This window comes from Amycolatopsis nivea, assembly GCF_004522235.1.
Lineage (GTDB): Bacteria > Actinomycetota > Actinomycetes > Mycobacteriales > Pseudonocardiaceae > Amycolatopsis > Amycolatopsis nivea.
This window is the reverse complement of the sequence record NZ_SDLT01000005.1, coordinates 117,034-134,767: the sequence shown is the minus strand read 5'-3', so window position 1 is coordinate 134,767 and position 17,734 is coordinate 117,034. Positions and strand designations below refer to the sequence as shown.

Here is a 17,734-nt window from a genome sequence, read left to right as displayed (position 1 = left end):
GGGTAATACGACGCCCCTTCCTGGGCGAAGCGCCGCCAGGCGCGAGCAGAGGAAGGGAAGAAGGGGCGACCCGCTCAACCAGCCTGGGGGTCACTGGGAGCGGGTCGCCGGGTACTAGCTTAAAGAACATTGGGCGGGAGCGCTCGTTCGGGGGTGGATTTGGCCGGGGTTCTTCCCCGTGACCAGGTGAACGTTCAACCTTTCACCTGTGCCGCCCGGACCAGGGTTTCCCTGCTCCGCAGGGCTTCCAGGGTCCGGCGGAACCCGCTGGCGTGCCGTTCGTCACCTCTGTCCGGCGGAGCGTCGGTTGTGCCCGTTTGGTCCGGGCCGGCGGCTTGCTCGGGAATAAATTGTCGGTGCCGCTCCCTAACCTTGTGATGTGACCACCACTGCGACGCCTGCGCGTCAAGACCGTCCGATCGTTGAGACGGCGCCCCGACCGGTCGGCTGGGTGCGCCGGTTGTCCACTGCCTGCTGGGAGCACCGCGGCGTTGTCGTGCTCGCGATGACGGCGGCGGTGCTGAGCGTCGGGGTGCAGGCGGCGAGTCCGTTGCTGGTGCGGTCGGCGGTGGACGACGCGGTGGCCGGGCATACGGCGCAGCTGGCCGGGCTCGCGGTGGGGCTGGTGGCGTTGCAGGTCGTCGCGTTCGGGTCGGCGTTCCTGCGCCGGTACGTGGGCGGGCGGCTGGCGCTGGACGTGCAGCACGATCTGCGGAACCGGGTGTTCGGCGCGGTCTCGCGGCTGGACGGCGGGAAGCAGGACGCGTTGCGCACCGGGCAAGTGGTGTCGCGCGCGATTTCGGATCTGCAGCTGGTCACCGGGTTGCTGATGCAGGTTCCGCTGTCGGCGGGGTCGGTGATTTTCGCGGTGCTGTCGCTGGGCGCGATGTTGTGGATGTCGCCGCTGCTCACGCTCATCGCGCTGGTGGTCGCGCCCGCGGTCGGGATCGTCGTGGCGTTGAGCAGGCGGCGGTTGTTCCCGGCGACCTGGTCGGCGCAGCAGCGCGCGGCGGATGTCGCGCAGCACGTCGAGGAGACCGTCACCGGCGTGCGCGTGGTGAAGGGTTTCGGGCAGGAGGCACGCGAGGTCGCGCGGCTGGAGCGCACGGCACGGAAGCTGTTCGCGGAGCGGTTGCGCGCGGCGAAGCTGTCCGCGTTGCCGACAGCGACCACGTCGGCACTGCCTGCCGCGGGTCAGGTCGCGGTGCTGGCGATCGGCGGCGTGCTGGCGTTGAACGGGCAGATCAGTCTCGGCACGTTCCTCGCGTTCGCCACGTATCTCGCGGCGTTGATCGGCCCGGCGCGGTTCCTGTCCGGGCTGGTGGTGCAAGCGCAGCTCACGCGGGCTGGCGCGGAGCGGGTGTACGAGCTGATCGACGCGCAGCCGGAGGTCGCCGACAGCCCCGACGCGCGGCCGTTGCCGCCCGGCACGCTGGGCGTCGAGCTGAACGACGTGAAGTTCGGCTACACCCGCAGCGACCCGGTGCTCGACGGGCTCACGCTCGAAGCGCGGCCCGGCGAAACGCTCGCGCTGGTGGGCACGGCGGGGTCCGGCAAGTCCACGATTTCCATGCTGCTGCCCCGGTTTTACGACGTGCACTCCGGTTCGGTGCGGGTCGGCGGGCTGGATGTGCGCGACGTGCCGTTGAAGGATCTGCGGCAGGCGATCGGCGTGGTCTTCGAGGAAGCGTTCCTGTTCTCCACCTCGGTGCGGGACAACATCGCGTACGGCCGCCCGGACGCGAGCGACGAGGAGGTCTTCGCGGCCGCCCGCGCGGCGGAGGCGGACGAGTTCATCCGCGCGCTGCCGGACGGCTATGCCACCGAGGTGGGCGAGCGCGGGCTCACCCTGTCCGGCGGGCAGCGGCAACGGCTCGGTCTCGCGCGCGCTCTGCTCACTGACCCGCGAGTGCTGATCCTGGACGACGCGACGTCGGCGATCGACACCGTCACCGAAGCCGCGATCCACGACACGCTGCGCGCGGTCACCGCCGAACGCACCACGTTGCTCATCGCACATCGCCGGTCAACGCTGCAGCTGGCGGACCGGATCGCGGTGATGGATCAGGGCCGGGTGGTCGACGTCGGCACCGAGGAGGAGTTGCTGGCGCGGTGCGCGCTGTTCCGCGAACTGGTCGCCGGGCCGGGCGACGACGTTGAAAAACCGCACCGCTGCGACAACCTCGAGCCAGGCTCGGACGGCACCACGGCAGTGCTGTGGCCGGAGGACGAGCGCGACGAGGTCGACGCTCTCGCCGAGGCCGCGCAGGCCCGCGGCGGCGTGCCCGGCGGCGGCACCGGATTCGCGGGCAGCGGCGGCGCCGACGTGCCGCCGACCCCCGAGCTGCTGGAAGGCGTCCGCAGGCTGCCTCCGGCCACCGACCGGCCGCGACTGTCCGATGTGGACGTCACGGCCCCGGATCCCGGCTTCAAGCTGTCCCGGATCCTGCGTCCGGTGCGGTGGCCGCTCATCGGCGTGATCGGGCTGGTCGCGGCCGACGCGCTGGCCTCGCTCGCACTGCCCGCGCTGTATCAACGCGGGGTCGACCACGGCGTCCTGCCCGGCGTGGCGAGCGTCGTGTGGCTGCTGGCCGGGATCGGCGCGCTCGTGGTGGCAGCCGACTGGTTCGTGGTGCGCTGGCAAACCCGGCTCACCGCCCGCGTCGGCGAGACGGTGCTCTACTCGCTGCGCGTGCGGAGCTACGCACACCTGCAACGGCTCGGGCTGGACTACTACGAGCGCGAGCTGTCCGGGAAGATCATGACCCGGATGACCACGGACGTCGACGCGTTGTCCACGTTCCTGCAAACCGGCCTCGCCACCGCGGTCGTCAGCGCGCTCACCTTGGTGGGCATCACGGTCGCGCTGCTGGTCACCGATGCCGCGCTGGCCGTTTACGCGCTGGCCATGCTGCCGATCCTGCTCGTAGCCACGCTGATCTTCCGGCGGGTCGCCTCGCGTGCGTACAGCGAGGCGCGCGAGAAGGTGAGCGTCGTCAACGCGGACATGCAGGAGAACGTCAGCGGTCTGCGCGTCGCCCAGGCGTACACGCGCGAAGAGCGTTCGGCGGAGGTGTTCGCCTCGCGCAGTGACGACTACCGCCGGTCGCGGCTGCGCGCGCAGCGGTACATCGCGACGTACTTCCCGCTCGTTTCGCTGATGTCGGATCTGGCGACCACCACGGTGCTGGTAGTCGGCGCCCACCGCGTCGCTGGCGGCACGCTCGAAGCCGGTGTGCTGCTCGGATTCTTGCTGTACCTGCAGCAATTCTTCTCGCCGATCCAGCAACTGTCGTCGGTGTTCGACGGCTACCAGCAGGCCCGCGTCGGCCTGAGCCGCATCGGCGACCTGCTGCGCACGCCGACGTCGGTGCCGCCTGCCGAGAACCCGGTCGAACTGCCCGCACACCTGTCCGGCGAAGTGCGGTTCAAGGACCTCGATTTCTCCTACACCGGCGCGGAAAAGCCCGCGCTGGAGAACCTGACGCTGGACGTCGCAGCAGGCGAAACCGTCGCACTGGTCGGCGCGACCGGCGCGGGCAAGTCCACCGCGGTGAAGCTCGTCGCGCGCTACTACGACGCCACCGGCGGCGCGGTGTTGATCGACGGCGTCGACGTCCGCGAATACGACCTGCCCGCACTGCGCGCCCGGATGGGCGTCGTGCCGCAGGAAGCACACCTGTTCTCCGGCACCGTCGCGGACAACGTGCGATACGGCCGCCCCGAAGCCACCGACGCGGAAGTCGAGGCCGCCGTACGAGCAGTCGGCGCGCTGGACGGAGTAGCCGCCCTCCCCGCCGGTTTCCGGCAACCAGTAGGAGAACGTGGCCGCTCCCTGTCCGCCGGACAGCGGCAACTCGTCGCACTGGCCCGAGCCGAACTGGTCAACCCGGACGTGCTCCTGCTGGACGAAGCCACCGCCGCCCTGGACCCAGCCACCGAAGCCACGGTCCTCCGCGCCACCGAACACCTGGCCCGTCGCCGCACCACCTTCGTAGTCGCGCACCGCCTGGCAACCGCCGCGAAGGCCGACCGGATCGTGGTGCTCGACCACGGCCGCATCGTCGAACAGGGCACCCACCCCGAACTGGTCGCCGCCGACGGCCACTACGCGCGACTGTGGGCTTTGGGATGAGTCAGCGGCGATAGGTCACTGAGGCTCGCTCGGGTGGCCGGTGCCGCGCATCGCCGCAGCTCGCCCGTCCGCAACGACCGAGCTGGCCGTGAGGGGACCCCTGAGGGAATCTGATTCCCTCAGGGGTCCCCTCACGTACCTCCGCGGCGCCGCGCCCGTCGAGACCCCACGCGCATCCGCGGTCAGGAAATCTTGCGCCGATAAATCACGTTGGCGAAGAAATACGCCACCACCAAGATCCCCACACACCACGCCAGCGCGATCCAGATCCCGCCGCCGACCGGGCGCTCCGCGAACAGGTCGCGGATCGTGTTGACGATCGACGTCACCGGCTGGTGTTCGGCGAACGCGCGCACCGGGCCGGGCATGGTGGCGGTTGGTACGAAGGCCGAGCTGACGAACGGCAGGAAGATGAGCGGGTACGAGAACGCGCTCGCGCCGTCCGCGGATTTGGCGGTCAGGCCGGGGATCACCGCGATCCAGGTCAGGGCCAGGGTGAACAGCACCAGGATGCCGAGCACCGCGAGCCATGCCAGTGGTCCCGCGCTGGTGCGGAATCCCATCGCGAACGCCACGAGCACCACGACGACGACCGAGATCAGGTTCGCGATCACCGAGGTGAGCACGTGCGCCCACAGCACCGCCGAGCGCGCGATCGGCATGGACTGGAAGCGTTCGAAGATGCCGCCCTTCAGGTCCAGGAAAAGCCGGAACGCGGTGTAGGCGATCCCGGAGGCGATGGTGATCAGGAGGATGCCGGGCAGCAGGTAGGTCACGTACGACTCCGAGCCGGCGTTGATCGCGCCGCCGAGGACGTAGGTGAAGAGCAGCAGCATCGCGATCGGTGTGATCGTCGTCGTGATGATCGTGTCCAGGCTGCGGGTGATGTGCCGCAGCGACCGTCCTAACAGGACTGAGCTGTCGGCGACGAAGTGGCCGCTCATTGCCCGTCCCCCTTGTTTCCGGTGCCGACCAGGGAAAAGAAGACGTCTTCCAGCGTCGGCTGTTTCTCGACGTACTCGACCTTCGCCGGCGGAAGCAGCCGCTTGAGCTCTTCCAGCGTGCCGTTCACGAGCACCTGCCCCTCGTGCAGGATCGCGATCCGGTCGGCGAGGTGTTCGGCCTCTTCCAGGTATTGCGTGGTGAGCAGCACCGTCGCGCCCTGCTCCGCGAGTTCTTCGACCGCGCGCCAGACGTCGTTGCGCGCCTGCGGATCGAGTCCCGTCGTCGGCTCGTCCAAAAAGATCACCTGCGGGTCCCCGATCAGGCTCATCGCGATGTCCAGACGACGGCGCATGCCACCGGAGTACGTCGACACCTTGCGCGACCCGGCCTCAGTCAGCGCGAATCTCCGCAACAACCCGTCCGCGATCTCGCCCGCGTTCTTGAGGTGCCGCAGCTTCGCCACCAGAACCAGATTCTCGCGCCCAGTAAGGATTTCGTCGACGGCCGCGAACTGCCCGGTAAGACTGATCGACTCGCGGACATCGTCGCCCTGGCTCGCCACCGCGAACCCGTTGACCTCCGCCTCCCCCGCGTCCGCCTCGAGCAAGGTCGACAGAATCCGCACGACCGTCGTCTTGCCCGCGCCGTTCGACCCGAGCAGCGCGAAAATACTGCCGCGCGCCACCTCGAAATCGACGCCGCGCAACACTTCCAGCTTGCCGTAAGCCTTTCGCAACCCCCGCACTCGTATCGCCGGCGCCGTCATACCGCACCGCCCACCGCGCGGTCGATGGATTCGGTCAGCCGCGTCCGTTCGCGGGAAATCCAGTTCCCCTCGGGATAACTCCGGAGAAACTCCTCCGCGAACTCGACCGGCTCGTCACCGACAATGCCCCGGACCGTCGTCCCGTTCGCCACGCTCTGCTCGAACAGGTCGATGAGATCGTCCAGCATCCGCAGATGACTTTCCGCCGTCCCCGGCCCGAAGTACTGCAAATACCGGTGCAACGCCTTGATCGCCGCCCGGTAGTCCGGCGGCAGCTCCTCGACGCGCGCCTTGTACCGCCGGTACCGCTTCTTGTCCTCCAGCGGACCGGTGACCACTTCCAGATAGTGCAGATACCTGCTTTTTCCGTCATTCCCCATGATCGATCCCCTCCTTGCGCAGCTGTTCGAGCCGGTCCGAGAGAAACCGCCAGTTCCGCCAGAACTCGTCGAGGCTCGCCCGCCCCGGAGCGTTCAGCGTGTAAACCTTGCGCGGCGGTCCTTTCTCGGACGGCACTTTCTCGACGTCGACGAGCCCGCGCTGCTCGATCCGCACGAGCAGCGCGTAAACGGTGCCCTCGGCGATATCGGTGAATCCCCGCTCGCGCAGCCACGAGGTGATCTCGTACCCGTAAGCGGGCCGCCCGGCAAGAATCGCGAGGACGATGCCCTCCAAGGTCCCCTTGAGCATCTCCGTCGCCTGCTTGCCCATCGAACGCCCTTCAGCTAGTCAGTGTTGCTGAGTACCAGTAGATAGTAACACTGACTAGCGGCGGCGGGGAGGGGCTCAACCGCTTGGCTCCGCCCCCTTGATCCGTTCGACCAGCTCGTCGCGGTACTCCCGCACCGCCTCGAACTCCGGTTCGTCGCCGGTCGCTCGCTTCAACGCGCCTTCCAGGATCTTCAGGCCCTGGCGAGCGTCGCCGCGCGCATCCGCCTGCCGCGCGGCGTTTTCCAAGGCTTTCGCAAGCTTCGTCCGCGCTTCGGGTTCTTTGCCCGCCTTGTGGATCCGGATCCAATTGCCGCCCGGATCGACGACGGTGAACCCGGTGTACCGGTCGTTGCGCAGCCGCGGCCGGGTCATCCGCGGGATGCCGGAGACGAGCAGTTTTCCGTGCACGGAACGCATTCCCGCCGCGAAGGACTCGAACAGCTCGCCGATGTCCGGGACGATGACCAGGCACGTGCTGTACGACTGGGCCGGGTCGTAGCCGTCCATGCCGAAGAAGTGCAGATTGATGTCTTCCCGCCGCAGCGCGACGTGCGGGTTCGGCCGCGTCTGCCGATAGGTGATCTCGAAGCCGAGCATCTCGTAGAACGACGCGATCTCGTCGATGGACGGACAGGGCAGGAGCGGAATGGTCAATTCGTTCGCCACTGCCCGAACCTAAGCCCGGATCCGCCGAAACGACACGGAGCTATTTGCTCATGCGAACAGCGGACGTGTCCGGCAGGGTCGCGCTTTCAGCGGCGAGTGATCCGCGCGCGCGGTGGTCTCGGCAGCCTGGCCGCCGCGGGAAATCCGTGCAGCTGCCCAGCTTCAGGGCAGTTCGCGCCAGCGGAGGTCGCCCCAACCGGCGGAGGTGACGTCGGCGAGCTCAGCCCAGCGGGTCGTCCCGGGGCGGACGTGCGTGTCCGAGCCGATGGACCACTCCGGCGCTTCCGGTTCGACGTGCTCGAACTCTTCAATGCCGGACGGGGTTCGCCACACCGCGGTGCAGGAGTCGCACATCAGCACGACTTTGCCGTGTTCGGTGACAAGCGGGCGGATCAAACCCTGGTCCCAGAACGACGGACATTCGACCAGCCACATCGCGTCACCACCGCCTCGCGCCTCGGAAATCGCTGCGGCCGGGTGAGGCCGCAGCCTTTCGACAGCACAACACCGGTCAGTGAACGAGTCGCTACGCAGATCTCAACTGAGCCGTAACACGGGCGGACGTCCTTGCACCGTATCGCCCAGGTGAGTGGTGCAGCCGTGCGAGACCGACTGCCCAGCCGCCCGCAAACCCGCTGCAGCTCATCCGGCGAACTGTGGCCGGGGCCGACGAAGGGGCTGGCCCCGCCGAGGGCGATCACGGGCGGGGGCGGAGCGGCACCGTCACGCGATCCGCAGCCCTCCGCTTCGCTCGACGGCCACCATCACCCGCAGCTCCCCGCCGCCTCCAGCGCCTCTCGGCAAGCCGCCACCGCAGCAAGGTCCGCGTCCGGGCCGCCAGCTCGCGCGGGCAGCATCGCCAGCACCGAAGCCTCCTTCGCCCGCACCGTCGGATGGAGGCGCGCCGCCTTGGCCAGCAACTGCGACGGTCCCGTCTCCACCAGCACCCGTCGTCCCTCAACAGGGAGCGGCGACTCCGGCCCCAGCAGCGTGCCGACGGCGGGCCAGAACCGCACCGGTTCTACGGGGTGGGAGGCCCAGTAAGCAGGGTCCGTCGCCTCCGCATCGGTGAGCACGCGGCCGGTATAGCCCGACACCATCGGGATCTTCGGCGGCGAGGGCTGCGCGGCCGCGACGGACGGGAGGCATCGGGCGGCGGCTTCGGCCAAGGACGGGCTGTGGAAGGCGGACGTCGCGGGGACCGGGAGACACATTCGCCCATCGGCGCGCAGCTTCTCCGCCGCGTCCGCCAAGGGCGCTTCCGGGCCGGAGAGAATCAGCTGGCGGGGTGCGTTGATCGCGCCGATCACGACGTCATCGGTCAGGACCGGCGCGACGTCCTCGACGGTCGCGGCTACGGCGAGCATTCCGCCCGCGGGAGCGGACGCCAGTTCCTTCACCCGCTGCCACATCAGCTCGGCGGCGGCGGGGACTTCGAAGACCCCGGCAAGAGTCGCGGCGGCTACCTCGCCGACGCTGTGACCCAGCAAGGCGGCCGGTTGCACGCCCCAGGAAAGGATCATCCGGCCCAGGGCATGGCCGACGGTGAACAGCAGGATTTGCGAACGGGTGACGTGGTCGAGGGGAACAGCAGGCGAGTCGGTCAGCCAGTCGGCCCGGATGGCGGGGCCGTCGGGGCCCAGCGCGGCGAAGACTTCGTCCACCGCGTCGGTGAAGACGTCGTCGTGCCCGTACAGGCCGGCGGCCATCCGGACGTGCTGCGAGCCTTGGCCCGGGAACAGCAGTGCGACCTCGGTCATCACCCGAAACTCCTTCCGCCCGAAACCCCGGTGGCACCGGAAACAAACCGGATCGTGCGGCACGGCGGTCGACGGCTGCTCGACCCCTGCTGGACCGCCAGGTCGAGTCCGTTCCCACAGGCTGTCGAGAGCCCGCGGGAAGGGTGGCGGCATGAGATTCGACGGGCTGTACCTCGCCGGGCTCGGAAGCTGGCTGCCACCGGCGACGACGACCGCCGAAGCGGTGCGGAGCGGGCAATGCTCGGCCGAGACGGCGCGCAAAAGCGAGATGGAATCGGTCCTCGTCGCGCCCGAAGGGATCGCGCCGCCGGAGATGGCGGCTCGGGCCGCGCGAGTCGCCTTGGCGCGATCGGGGGTGGCGCGCGGCGACATCGCGGTGCTGCTGCACGCGACGTTGTTCCATCAGGGCTACGACTTGTGGTCGCCCGCCGCGTACGTGCAGCGGGCAGCGGTCGGCGGGACCTGTCCGGCGATCGAGGTGCGGCAGGTTTCCAACGGCGGCATGGCAGCGCTCGACCTCGCGGCCAGTTACCTTCTGGCGGACCCGGCGCGACAGGCAGCGTTGATCACCGCGGCGGATCGCTTTGACGGTCCGGATTTCGACCGCTGGCACAGCGATCCGGGCACGGCGTACGCCGACGGCGGGACGGCGATGGTGCTGTCCCGCGTGAGCGGATTCGCGCGGTTGCGCAGCCTGGCGGTGGTGAGCGGGCCGGAGCTGGAAGGCATGCACCGTGCGGGGGCGGCGTTCGGCGAGGTCGAGATGAGCAATCGGCAGCTGGTCGACCTGGACGCGCACAAACGATCATACGTGTCCGAGGCCGGAATGTCACAGACCCTCGCGGCCATTCTCGACGGGCAGCGCGAAGCGTTGAAACGCGCACTGAGCGACGCCGAACTGGAACTGTCCGATGTGGACCGTCTTGTGCTGCCGCACTTCGGGCGGCGACGGCTGGTGTCGAACTACCTGCGGCACATGGACGTTCCCCTCGAACGAACCACGTGGGACTTCGACAGCAAGATCGGCCACCTCGGTGCGGGCGACCACATCGTCAGCCTGGAAAACCTCGTGCGCACCGGTGGCTTGCAGCCGGGACAGACCTGCCTGTTGATGGGCGTCGGCGCGGGATTCTCCTGGAGCAGCGCGGTAATCGAACTGCTGGAGAAACCCGAATGGGCTGACTAAGGCACAAGGAAAGGCCCCGCGAGAGGAGGAGTCGCGGGGCCTTTTCTCGTGCGGAAGCTACTCGACGATAGCGACCGCGCGAGCCCATCCGGCGCCGGCGCCGGCCAGTTTCACCGGGAAGCACGACAGCGTGAAACCGTGCGCCCGCGGCAGTTCGGCCAGGTTCGCCAGGCGTTCGATCTGGCAGTACTCCCGGTCGCGGCCGCGCATGTGCGCCGGCCACAGTACCGACTTGTCGCCGGTCCGCTGGTAGGTCTCGATGATGTGCGTGAACGGCGCGTCGAGACTGAACGCGTCCGTGCCGATCACGCGGACCCCGAAGTCCAGCAGCAGGTCCAGCCCGGACTGGTCGAGGCCGACGAACTCGGTGAAGTACTTCGGCGTGCCCGCGTGCTGGTCGGCTCCGGTGTGGAGCAGGACGATGTCCAGTTCCTTCGGCTGATAGTCCACTCGGGACAGTTCGGCCCGCACGTCGTCCGCGGTGATGACACCCGGCGCGCGGCCGGTGAAGTCCAGGACCACGGCGGGACGGTGGAACCAGTCGACCGGCATCTGGTCGATCGTGCGCGGCGCCGAACCGTACGACGTGGCGTCGCCGTAGTGCGCCGGCGCGTCGATGTGCGTGCCGGTGTGGGTGGTCAGCGACACCGTGTCGTTGGTGAGGAATTCGGCGTCCCGCAGCACTTCCGGGTCGAGATCCATGCCGAAGTGCTCGCGCATTTCCGACACCAGGTGCTTGGCCCCGTCCTGGGCCGACATGGTGACCAGCGACAGCGGCTCGGGCTCCCAGCCTTCCGGATCGATCGGGGAGGACAGGTCAATCAGCTGCAACGGAGTTCTCCTTAGGTCAAGACCGCAGGCTGAGCCCGCCGTCGGCGGTGATCACCTGGCCGTGGATCCAGCTCGCTTCCGGTGCGCTCAGCAGCGCGACGACATCGGCGACGTCGGCGGGCGTGCTCAGCCGGCCGGCGGGCGTACGGGCCGCCAGCACCTGCACCATCTCGGGCTGGGTGGTCTCGTCGCCCTTGTCCAGCTTCGCGGTCGTCACTGCGTTGACCGTGATGCCGCGCGGAGCCAGCTCGACCGCCAGGTAGCGCACCAGCGATTCGAGCGCGGCCTTCGCGACGCCCAGCGCGACGTAACGCGGGATGACCCGCTGCGCACCGGAGCTGGAGACCGCGAGCACTCGACCGCCAGGCGCAAGGTGTTCGAGAAGCGCGGGCACCAAGCGCAGCAGCGGATCCAGTGCGGTGGCGACATCGGTGTGCAGGTCGGCAACCGACGCTCCGGCAGCGGGCATCGGATGCCACGACGCGGCGTTGTGCACCAGGACATCCAGCCCGCGACCAGCCGCCGAGACAGCTGCGGCGAGCTGTGCCGCACCGTCCTCAGTGGACGGATCGGCGCGGATCAGGGAAGCCGAACCGGGCAGCCCTTCGAGGCTCGCGAGGGCGGCTTTGGCGGCTTCGTCGTCGTGTGCGTAGTCGAGCAGCACATGCGCGCCGCTCGCGCAGAACTTGCGGGCGATGGCCAGCCCCAGCCCCTTGGTGGCGCCGACCACCAGGACGCTGCGGCCGGCCAGACCGAGATCGCTCACGCCGACGCCTCGGAGACCGTCGAGTACAGGTCCGCCTCGACGTCGACCAGCTCGACGAACTTCTTCACGTGCGCCTGGAATTCCGGGCTGGTCACGACGGCCTTGTGCGCGTTCGCGTCGACCCACTGGCCGATGTTCAGATACACCTTGGGATCGCGCAGCGACCGCACCATCTGGTAGGCGACGAAGCCGGGCTGCTCGGCCATGTACTGCGCGTGCTCGGTGAAGACCTTCTCGAACTCTTCCGGCTCGCCCTTGACGGTGAACTTGCTGATGAACGTGACCACGGTATCGGCTCCTAGCAGTGCGGTTCCGGGATTCTGGCTGCCGCGCACGGAGGACAGCGCCTCGCGCAGCTCGCGGCGGACGAGCTTGCCGTTGGGCGAACGCGGGATCGCCCTGGTCAGCTCGACGTGCTCGAGGTGCTTGTAATACGGCTGGGCGGCGTTGAACTCCGCGGCGATCTCGCCCGCGCGCGGCACCCACTCGTCGCCGGCCGGGACGATCAGCGCGGCCGCCACCGCGCCGGCGAACTCGTCAGGCTGGTCGACCACCGCGCAGTCCGCCACGCCGGGGTGGCGCAGCAGCTCGGCCTCGATTTCGGTGGGCGAGATCAGCCAGTTGTCGCGTTTGAAGACGTCCTTGATGCGGTCGACCAGGAACAGGTACCCGTCCTCGTCCAGGCAGCCGACGTCGCCGGTCGGCAGCCAGCGGTTCGCGCCGATGCCGTCGCCGTCCGGGCGGCCGAGGTAGCCGCGCATCACCTGCGGGCCGCGCACCTCGACTTCACCGCGCTCGCCGGCCGGCAGCGGCTCCCGAGTCGTCAAGTCGACAACGCGCACCTCGGTGTCGCGCACGACCTGGCCGACCGAACCCGGACGCGGTGCCGCCGGACCGTCGGAGAGGACCAGCGGTGCGGTTTCGGCGAGGCCGTAACCCTGCACGACCGGGATGCCGAACTGCTCCCGGAGGGTTTCCGCGTGCACCGGGGACAACGCCGAACCACCGGACAGGATGACCTCGCAGCCGGGCAGCTTCAGGTCCGCCAGTCGCGGGTCGGTCGCGAGCCGGGCCAGGCGGAACGGCATCGAGTAGTAGTGCGTCACCCCTGCCGCGAGCGCGATCGTGGCCACCGGATCCGGCACCAGGCAGAGCACCTGGGTGGCTCCGGCGATCAGCGCGGAGTTCAGGTGCATCGGGTGATAGCTGGGCAGGTGGTTGAACGTCACCGACGTTCCGGTCACCCCGTGCGCCTCGGCGACCTGCACCGCGTTGACCGCGATGTTGCGGTGCGTGAGCCGCACGCCCTTCGACTGCCCGGTGGTGCCGCTCGTGAAGTGAATGCAGGCGACTGCGTCCGGCTCCAGTTCCGTCAAAGCGCCGATCGGACCAGCCGCCAGCGCGGCGACCGAATTAGCGCGATCCGGATTCCCGAAGCACAGCAGGTGTTCCGGCGTAGCGGAAGCACGAGCGACCGCTGCGGTCATCGAATCGTTCAGCACCGCGGCCGCGGCGGAAGACTCGGTCAGCACCCGGCCGAGGTCGCCTTCCCGCAGCAGCGGGCTCAACGGCAGCACGACGTTTCCGCTGCGCAAGGTGCCGTAGTAGGCGATCGCGAACTCCGGGTGCAGCACCGAGGACATCGCGACGACCGAACCGGCCGACCCGATCCGCTCCGCCAGCGCGGCAGCGAACCCGGACGCGGCCCGGTCGAGTTCAGCGAACGTCAGGGCTGTCTCGCCGAGCCGGACCGCGATCTGGTTCGGGCTGTTCTCCGCGAGGATGCCCAGCGCGTCCGGCAGCAGCGGCGTGTCGAGCAGCGACGCGACCGGGAGGACACCGTCAGCCATCGGCGCGTTCCTCCGCCCAGGCCTTGGCGAGGTTCAGCGTCGCGGTGCTGTTGGTGCCCAACGCATTGCGCACGAACGCCTTGGCGTCCTCGACCGTCTTGCCTTCGCCGAGGATCTTCTCCACCGCGTCACGCTTGATCACCACGGTGTGCTCGGACGTCGCCCGCACCCCGCCGCCAGGCTGCGGCACGATCGTCCACAGTCCGTTGTGGACAGTCATCAGCGCGGGCAGCACCTGCTGCTTGTACGCGATGGCGTGCTCGTCGTCGAAGCACACGCGCACCGACTTCGTGGTGTGCACGGCGCCGGTCGCGGTCTTGGTGTCCATCTCCATGACCTGCAGACCCGGGGTTTCCTCGGTCAGGTCGAGCCGCTGGACGTGCGGCAGCCGCTCCGGCCACAGGTCCGACCGGTAGAGGAACTCGTAGACCGCCGCCGCGTCCGCGTCGATGTCGACGCTGTCCGCGAACACCGTGGTGAGTTCTTCGGTCTCGGCGAGGCCTTCCGCGATGCCGCGGAGGTTCTCCAGCTCGTGCTCGCTGTTGCGGTCGACCGCCTTGCTCACCCACTCGACGTTCTCCGGCAGGTCCCGCACCGCGCTGAACGCGTGCTCCAGGACGACGGTGCACGAGTCCGGTCCGCCGGGCTGGATGTTCCACGCCCCGGTCATCGACGCGACCGGATGCTGCGAAACCTCCTGGCGGAAGTCGATGCGCAGGCCGTCCTCGTCGAGGTCGCGCCGCGAGGTCCAGGTTTTGGGCTCATCGTTCGCGGTGGCCCACAACCGGATTCGCTCGGTGGTGCCGTCGCGTTCGAGCTGGCGCGCGTGGACCGTCGGCCCGAAGTAGACCGGCCAGCGGGTCACGTCGGCGAGCAACGCGTACACGGCCGAGGCGGGCGCGGCGACGTCGATCTTGTGTTCGGTCTCGTAGATCCGCAGTGGTGCAGCCACGTGCTCGGTCCTCTCAGTAGTTGCCAAGCCCGCCGCAGACGTTGATCGCCTGCCCGGTCATGGACGCCGCGGTGTCGGTGACGAGGTAGCCGACGAGGCCCGCCACCTCCTCCGGAGTGGAGTACCGGCCGAGCGGGATCTTCGCGGTGAACTTCTCCAGCACGGCTTCCTCGGTGGTGTTCCACGCCGCCGCGTACCGGCCGCGGATCGCCTGTGCCATCGGGGTTTCCACGTAACCGGGGCACACCGCGTTGACCGTGACGCCGGTCTTGCCCAGTTCGAACCCGAGCGCCTTGGTGAAGCCGACGACGCCGTGCTTGGACGCCGAATACGGCGCGCCGAGCACCACGCCCTGTTTGCCGGCGGTGGACGCGATGTTGATGACCCGGCCCTTGTCCTTGGCCAGCATGCCGCCCTTGGTGAGCACCTCGCGGGTCATCAGGAACACGCTGTTGAGGTTCGTGTTGATCACGTCGAACCACAGCTCGTCCGGGATCTCCGCGGTCTGCCCGCCGCCGCTGCGGCCCGCGTTGTTGACCAGGACGTCGATCGGGCCGTACCGGTCGACCGCGGCCGCGACCAGCGCCTGGATGTCGTCCTTCTCCCGGACGTCGCAGGTGCTGCCGTCCACGTCCAGTCCCTCGGCACGCAGGTCGCGCACCGTGTCGTCGACGGATCCCTGGGTGCGGGCGCAGAAGTACACCTGGTAGCCCTGCTGCGCCAGCGATCGGGTCACCGCGAGCCCGATCCCGCTGGTGCCGCCGGTGACCAGCGCTACGCCCCGGCTCTGTTCGGTCATCGTGTCCCTCCTGGGTTGCTCGGCGCGCGGAACAGGTCCGCGCGCACGTCGCGCGGGCGAGCTCCGAACGCGACGAGATTGAGGATCTTGCGGAAGATCGGGGTGTGCGGCAGCAGCTTCGCGAGCACCGGCCGCACGGCGTCGACGATCCGGCCGGAGGACAGCATTCCCTTGTTCTGCCTCGACTGGAGCGTGAAGACGGTGTCCACCGCCGCGCGTCGCTCGGCCTCGAAGCCGGCGAGCGCGGCGGGCCGGTTGTCTTTCGCGGCCACGGCGGCGACGAGTTCGGGGTGCAGCGCGACGGCGTCCGCGATGGCCAGGTTGATGCCTTGCGCGCCGATCGGGCTGTGCGTGTGCGCCGCGTCCCCGATGAGCACGAGTCCCGGCCGGACCCATTCCCGCGCACGGCCGGAAAACACGTCCAGCGGCGACAGTTCGGACAGCGCGGTCACTTGCTCGCGGATCAGGTCCGCGTGCTGCGGGACCGCGGCGACCAGCTGCTCCCGGATGTGCTCGATGCCCTTGGCGGCCACCGTTTTGTAGCTGCCCTTCGCCAGCGTCCAGCCGATCTGGACGCGGTCCGGGTAGGAATCGTGCACCAGCACCGGATCGGCGGCGGTGCGGTGGATGCGGACCGCGCTGGTGCGCCGTCCCGGGGCGACCAGTTTGAACCACACGACGTCGTGCTCGAACTTCTCGAACTTGTCGTAGCCGATCCCGGCGAGCGAACGAGTCTTCGAATACCGGCCGTCCGCGGCGACCACCCAGCGAGCGCGTACCTCTGCCTCACCGTCGCCGGAACCGCAGCGGATCCCGGTCACCGCGCCGTTCTCCTCCAGCAACGCCCGGGTCGAGCAGCCGCTGAGCAGACGGAAGCCCGGCGTCGCCTTGCATTCGTCGAGCAGCCGCTCCAGCAGGAGCCGCTGCGGCAGGCTGAGCAAATGGTCGTACGGCGCGGGAAGCGTCGTGTAGTCGATGTCCAGCAGCGTGCGTTCCCCTTGCACCAGCTGGAAATTGCGCATCGGGTAACCGCCGATGCCGTCGAGGACTCCGAGCTGGTCAAGCGTCCGCAGCGCACCGGGCTGGATGATCTCGCCGCGGTACTCGCGGTCCAGCGACGCGCTGCGCTCCGCGACGACGACGTCCACTCCCGACCGGGCGAGCAGCAGCGCCAGCACCAGACCCGCAGGTCCGCCGCCGGACACGCACACGTCCGCTTCGATCTCGCGCACTCGATCCCTCCCGCTGTCGCACCGCCTCGGGCCACCCTCCAGCGGGCCGGTCCAAAACGGCTCGACGCACAGTCGGCCGTCCCCCGCGAGTGGTCCACGAGGGGACTTTGAGCCGGCCGCGCGACTGTCGGACGACACGCGGCCGACGAGGAGGAAACGGTGGCGACAACCGCGCACCCGCGGGTGGGAATGGAGCTGTACCACCAGGTGCAGGCCTTTTACGCCAAGCAGATGCAGCTGATGGACGACGGCGACGTGGAACCGTGGGCGGAAACGTTCACCGCGGACGCCACGATCGCGAACAACGCGAATCCCGCGCCGGCTACCGGACGGGAGTTGATTTTGAAGGTGGCCCGGAAGCTAGCCGCCGACGTTGTTTCGCGAGGGGTTCAGCATCGGCATTGGACTGGGATGCTGGTGGTGACCGAGGACAGTGCGGATCAGGTGCGGACGCAGTTGTACGCGATGGTCGCCGAGATTCCCGCCGGGGGCGAGGCCCGGTTGTGGCGTTCGACGTTTTGCCGGGACACGTTGGTTCGCGGGGCTGACGGGTGGCAGGTCGCCCGGCGTGTGGTGACTCATGACGATATTCAGGATTCTCGAGCGGAGGAGCAGGCGTGACTGTGTCGGGCGAGTTGTATCAGGAGATTCAGCAGTACTACGCGTGGCAGATGCAGTTGCTTGACCAGGCTCGTACTGATGAGTGGGCGGAGACTTTTACCGAGGACGGGGTTTTCGCGGCTAATGCAGCGCCGGAGCCGGTTAAGGGGCGGGCGGCTATCGCGGCGGCTTCGGCGGCTACGCATCGGCAGCTGGCTGAGGTGCATGAGCTGCGGCGGCATTGGTTGGGGATGTTGACGGTTTCCCCTGGGGCGTCCGAGGATGAGCTGCATACTCGGTGTTATGCGCTGATTATTGCTACGCGTAAGGGTGGGGAGCCTCGGATTCATTGCAGTACGTTGTGTGAGGATCAGTTGGTGCGGGTTGATGGGGCTTGGTTCGTTAAATATCGTTCGGTTTCTCGGGATGATATTCGTTAGAGGGCGGCCTTCGGCCGAAAAGAGAGTTGCGTTGGGGCACCCCGAAGCCCGAGTGTGACTACGCGCGGAGAGGCTTGTCAAGGCTGGAAAGAGTA

Annotated in this window: 17 protein-coding genes; 4 read left to right on the top strand and 13 right to left on the bottom strand. The window is 68.7% G+C overall.

From position 1 onward, the window contains the following. Nucleotides 1-418: 418 nt before the first annotated feature. Nucleotides 419-4,135, top strand: a complete 3,717-nt coding sequence (locus tag EIZ44_RS07965; RefSeq protein WP_167754049.1) for an ABC transporter ATP-binding protein — start codon at nucleotides 419-421, stop codon at nucleotides 4,133-4,135. 182 nt (nucleotides 4,136-4,317) lie between these two features. Here the strand turns inward: EIZ44_RS07965 and EIZ44_RS07960 are convergent, their stop codons facing one another. The 7 genes from EIZ44_RS07960 to EIZ44_RS07930 form a co-directional block, all read right to left on the bottom strand. Continuing rightward, on the bottom strand, nucleotides 4,318-5,079 hold the full coding sequence (locus tag EIZ44_RS07960) for an ABC transporter permease (RefSeq protein ID WP_134728126.1): 762 nt from the start codon (nucleotides 5,077-5,079) through the stop codon (nucleotides 4,318-4,320). Further along, the gene (locus EIZ44_RS07955; protein WP_134728125.1) at nucleotides 5,076-5,846 is read right to left on the bottom strand and encodes an ABC transporter ATP-binding protein; all 771 of its coding nucleotides are present in this window, start codon (nucleotides 5,844-5,846) and stop codon (nucleotides 5,076-5,078) included. Before EIZ44_RS07955 ends, EIZ44_RS07960 begins: the two co-directional genes overlap by 4 nt. Continuing rightward, on the bottom strand, nucleotides 5,843-6,226 hold the full coding sequence (locus EIZ44_RS07950) for a DUF1048 domain-containing protein (RefSeq protein WP_043832829.1): 384 nt from the start codon (nucleotides 6,224-6,226) through the stop codon (nucleotides 5,843-5,845). The genes EIZ44_RS07955 and EIZ44_RS07950 overlap by 4 nt, the downstream gene beginning before the upstream one ends. Next, nucleotides 6,216-6,557 carry a PadR family transcriptional regulator gene (locus tag EIZ44_RS07945; protein ID WP_037817171.1) on the bottom strand — a complete coding sequence of 114 codons (342 nt, stop codon included), beginning with the start codon at nucleotides 6,555-6,557 and terminating at the stop codon, nucleotides 6,216-6,218. The genes EIZ44_RS07950 and EIZ44_RS07945 overlap by 11 nt, the downstream gene beginning before the upstream one ends. Before the next feature lie 75 nt (nucleotides 6,558-6,632). After that, nucleotides 6,633-7,223 (bottom strand): DUF8817 family protein, encoded by a 591-nt coding sequence (locus EIZ44_RS07940; RefSeq protein ID WP_134728124.1) that lies wholly within the window; start codon nucleotides 7,221-7,223, stop codon nucleotides 6,633-6,635. 162 nt (nucleotides 7,224-7,385) lie between these two features. Next, the gene (locus EIZ44_RS07935) at nucleotides 7,386-7,658 is read right to left on the bottom strand and encodes a hypothetical protein (protein WP_037817176.1); all 273 of its coding nucleotides are present in this window, start codon (nucleotides 7,656-7,658) and stop codon (nucleotides 7,386-7,388) included. Nucleotides 7,659-7,987: 329 nt separating this feature from the next. Beyond that, complete coding sequence (locus tag EIZ44_RS07930) at nucleotides 7,988-8,983, bottom strand: acyltransferase domain-containing protein (RefSeq protein WP_134728123.1); 996 nt, start codon at nucleotides 8,981-8,983, stop codon at nucleotides 7,988-7,990. 151 nt (nucleotides 8,984-9,134) lie between these two features. Between EIZ44_RS07930 and EIZ44_RS07925 the strand changes: the two genes are divergently transcribed. Next, nucleotides 9,135-10,169, top strand: coding sequence for a ketoacyl-ACP synthase III family protein (locus EIZ44_RS07925; protein WP_134728122.1), 1,035 nt, complete (start codon nucleotides 9,135-9,137; stop codon nucleotides 10,167-10,169). A gap of 57 nt (nucleotides 10,170-10,226) precedes the next feature. Here the strand turns inward: EIZ44_RS07925 and EIZ44_RS07920 are convergent, their stop codons facing one another. The 6 genes from EIZ44_RS07920 to EIZ44_RS07895 are packed head-to-tail and all read right to left on the bottom strand — an operon-like array spanning nucleotide 10,227 to nucleotide 16,599. Further along, entirely contained in the window at nucleotides 10,227-11,000 is a 774-nt protein-coding gene (locus tag EIZ44_RS07920) for a cyclase family protein (protein ID WP_037817183.1), read from the bottom strand. 16 nt (nucleotides 11,001-11,016) lie between these two features. Further along, nucleotides 11,017-11,766, bottom strand: coding sequence for an SDR family oxidoreductase (locus EIZ44_RS07915; protein WP_037817185.1), 750 nt, complete (start codon nucleotides 11,764-11,766; stop codon nucleotides 11,017-11,019). Beyond that, nucleotides 11,763-13,616, bottom strand: a complete 1,854-nt coding sequence (locus tag EIZ44_RS07910) for an AMP-binding protein (RefSeq protein ID WP_134728121.1) — start codon at nucleotides 13,614-13,616, stop codon at nucleotides 11,763-11,765. The genes EIZ44_RS07915 and EIZ44_RS07910 overlap by 4 nt, the downstream gene beginning before the upstream one ends. Beyond that, nucleotides 13,609-14,568, bottom strand: a complete 960-nt coding sequence (locus tag EIZ44_RS07905; RefSeq protein WP_037817187.1) for an aromatase/cyclase — start codon at nucleotides 14,566-14,568, stop codon at nucleotides 13,609-13,611. Before EIZ44_RS07905 ends, EIZ44_RS07910 begins: the two co-directional genes overlap by 8 nt. A 13-nt stretch (nucleotides 14,569-14,581) precedes the next feature. Then, a complete protein-coding gene (gene fabG / locus EIZ44_RS07900; RefSeq protein ID WP_043832838.1) occupies nucleotides 14,582-15,367 on the bottom strand; it encodes a 3-oxoacyl-ACP reductase FabG in 786 nt (261 codons plus the stop codon). Then, on the bottom strand, nucleotides 15,364-16,599 hold the full coding sequence (locus EIZ44_RS07895; protein ID WP_134728120.1) for an FAD-dependent monooxygenase: 1,236 nt from the start codon (nucleotides 16,597-16,599) through the stop codon (nucleotides 15,364-15,366). Before EIZ44_RS07895 ends, fabG begins: the two co-directional genes overlap by 4 nt. A 159-nt stretch (nucleotides 16,600-16,758) precedes the next feature. On the opposite strand from EIZ44_RS07895, the gene EIZ44_RS07890 reads away from it, so the two are divergent. After that, nucleotides 16,759-17,220 carry a nuclear transport factor 2 family protein gene (locus tag EIZ44_RS07890; protein ID WP_037817196.1) on the top strand — a complete coding sequence of 154 codons (462 nt, stop codon included), beginning with the start codon at nucleotides 16,759-16,761 and terminating at the stop codon, nucleotides 17,218-17,220. Next, a complete protein-coding gene (locus tag EIZ44_RS07885; protein WP_205673071.1) occupies nucleotides 17,217-17,639 on the top strand; it encodes a nuclear transport factor 2 family protein in 423 nt (140 codons plus the stop codon). Before EIZ44_RS07890 ends, EIZ44_RS07885 begins: the two co-directional genes overlap by 4 nt. The last annotated feature ends 95 nt before the right edge of the window (nucleotides 17,640-17,734 follow it).

Bases quoted from the DNA above. Each gene is read 5' to 3' on its own strand.
- EIZ44_RS07955 (WP_134728125.1), bottom strand. From the start codon at position 5,846: ATGACGGCGCCGGCGATACGAGTGCGGGGGTTGCGAAAGGCTTACGGC.
- EIZ44_RS07960 (WP_134728126.1), bottom strand. From the start codon at position 5,079: ATGAGCGGCCACTTCGTCGCCGACAGCTCAGTCCTGTTAGGACGGTCG.
- EIZ44_RS07930 (WP_134728123.1), bottom strand. From the start codon at position 8,983: ATGACCGAGGTCGCACTGCTGTTCCCGGGCCAAGGCTCGCAGCACGTC.
- EIZ44_RS07910 (WP_134728121.1), bottom strand. From the start codon at position 13,616: ATGGCTGACGGTGTCCTCCCGGTCGCGTCGCTGCTCGACACGCCGCTG.
- EIZ44_RS07945 (WP_037817171.1), bottom strand. From the start codon at position 6,557: ATGGGCAAGCAGGCGACGGAGATGCTCAAGGGGACCTTGGAGGGCATC.
- EIZ44_RS07950 (WP_043832829.1), bottom strand. From the start codon at position 6,226: ATGGGGAATGACGGAAAAAGCAGGTATCTGCACTATCTGGAAGTGGTC.
- EIZ44_RS07935 (WP_037817176.1), bottom strand. From the start codon at position 7,658: ATGTGGCTGGTCGAATGTCCGTCGTTCTGGGACCAGGGTTTGATCCGC.
- EIZ44_RS07925 (WP_134728122.1), top strand. From the start codon at position 9,135: ATGAGATTCGACGGGCTGTACCTCGCCGGGCTCGGAAGCTGGCTGCCA.
- fabG (WP_043832838.1), bottom strand. From the start codon at position 15,367: ATGACCGAACAGAGCCGGGGCGTAGCGCTGGTCACCGGCGGCACCAGC.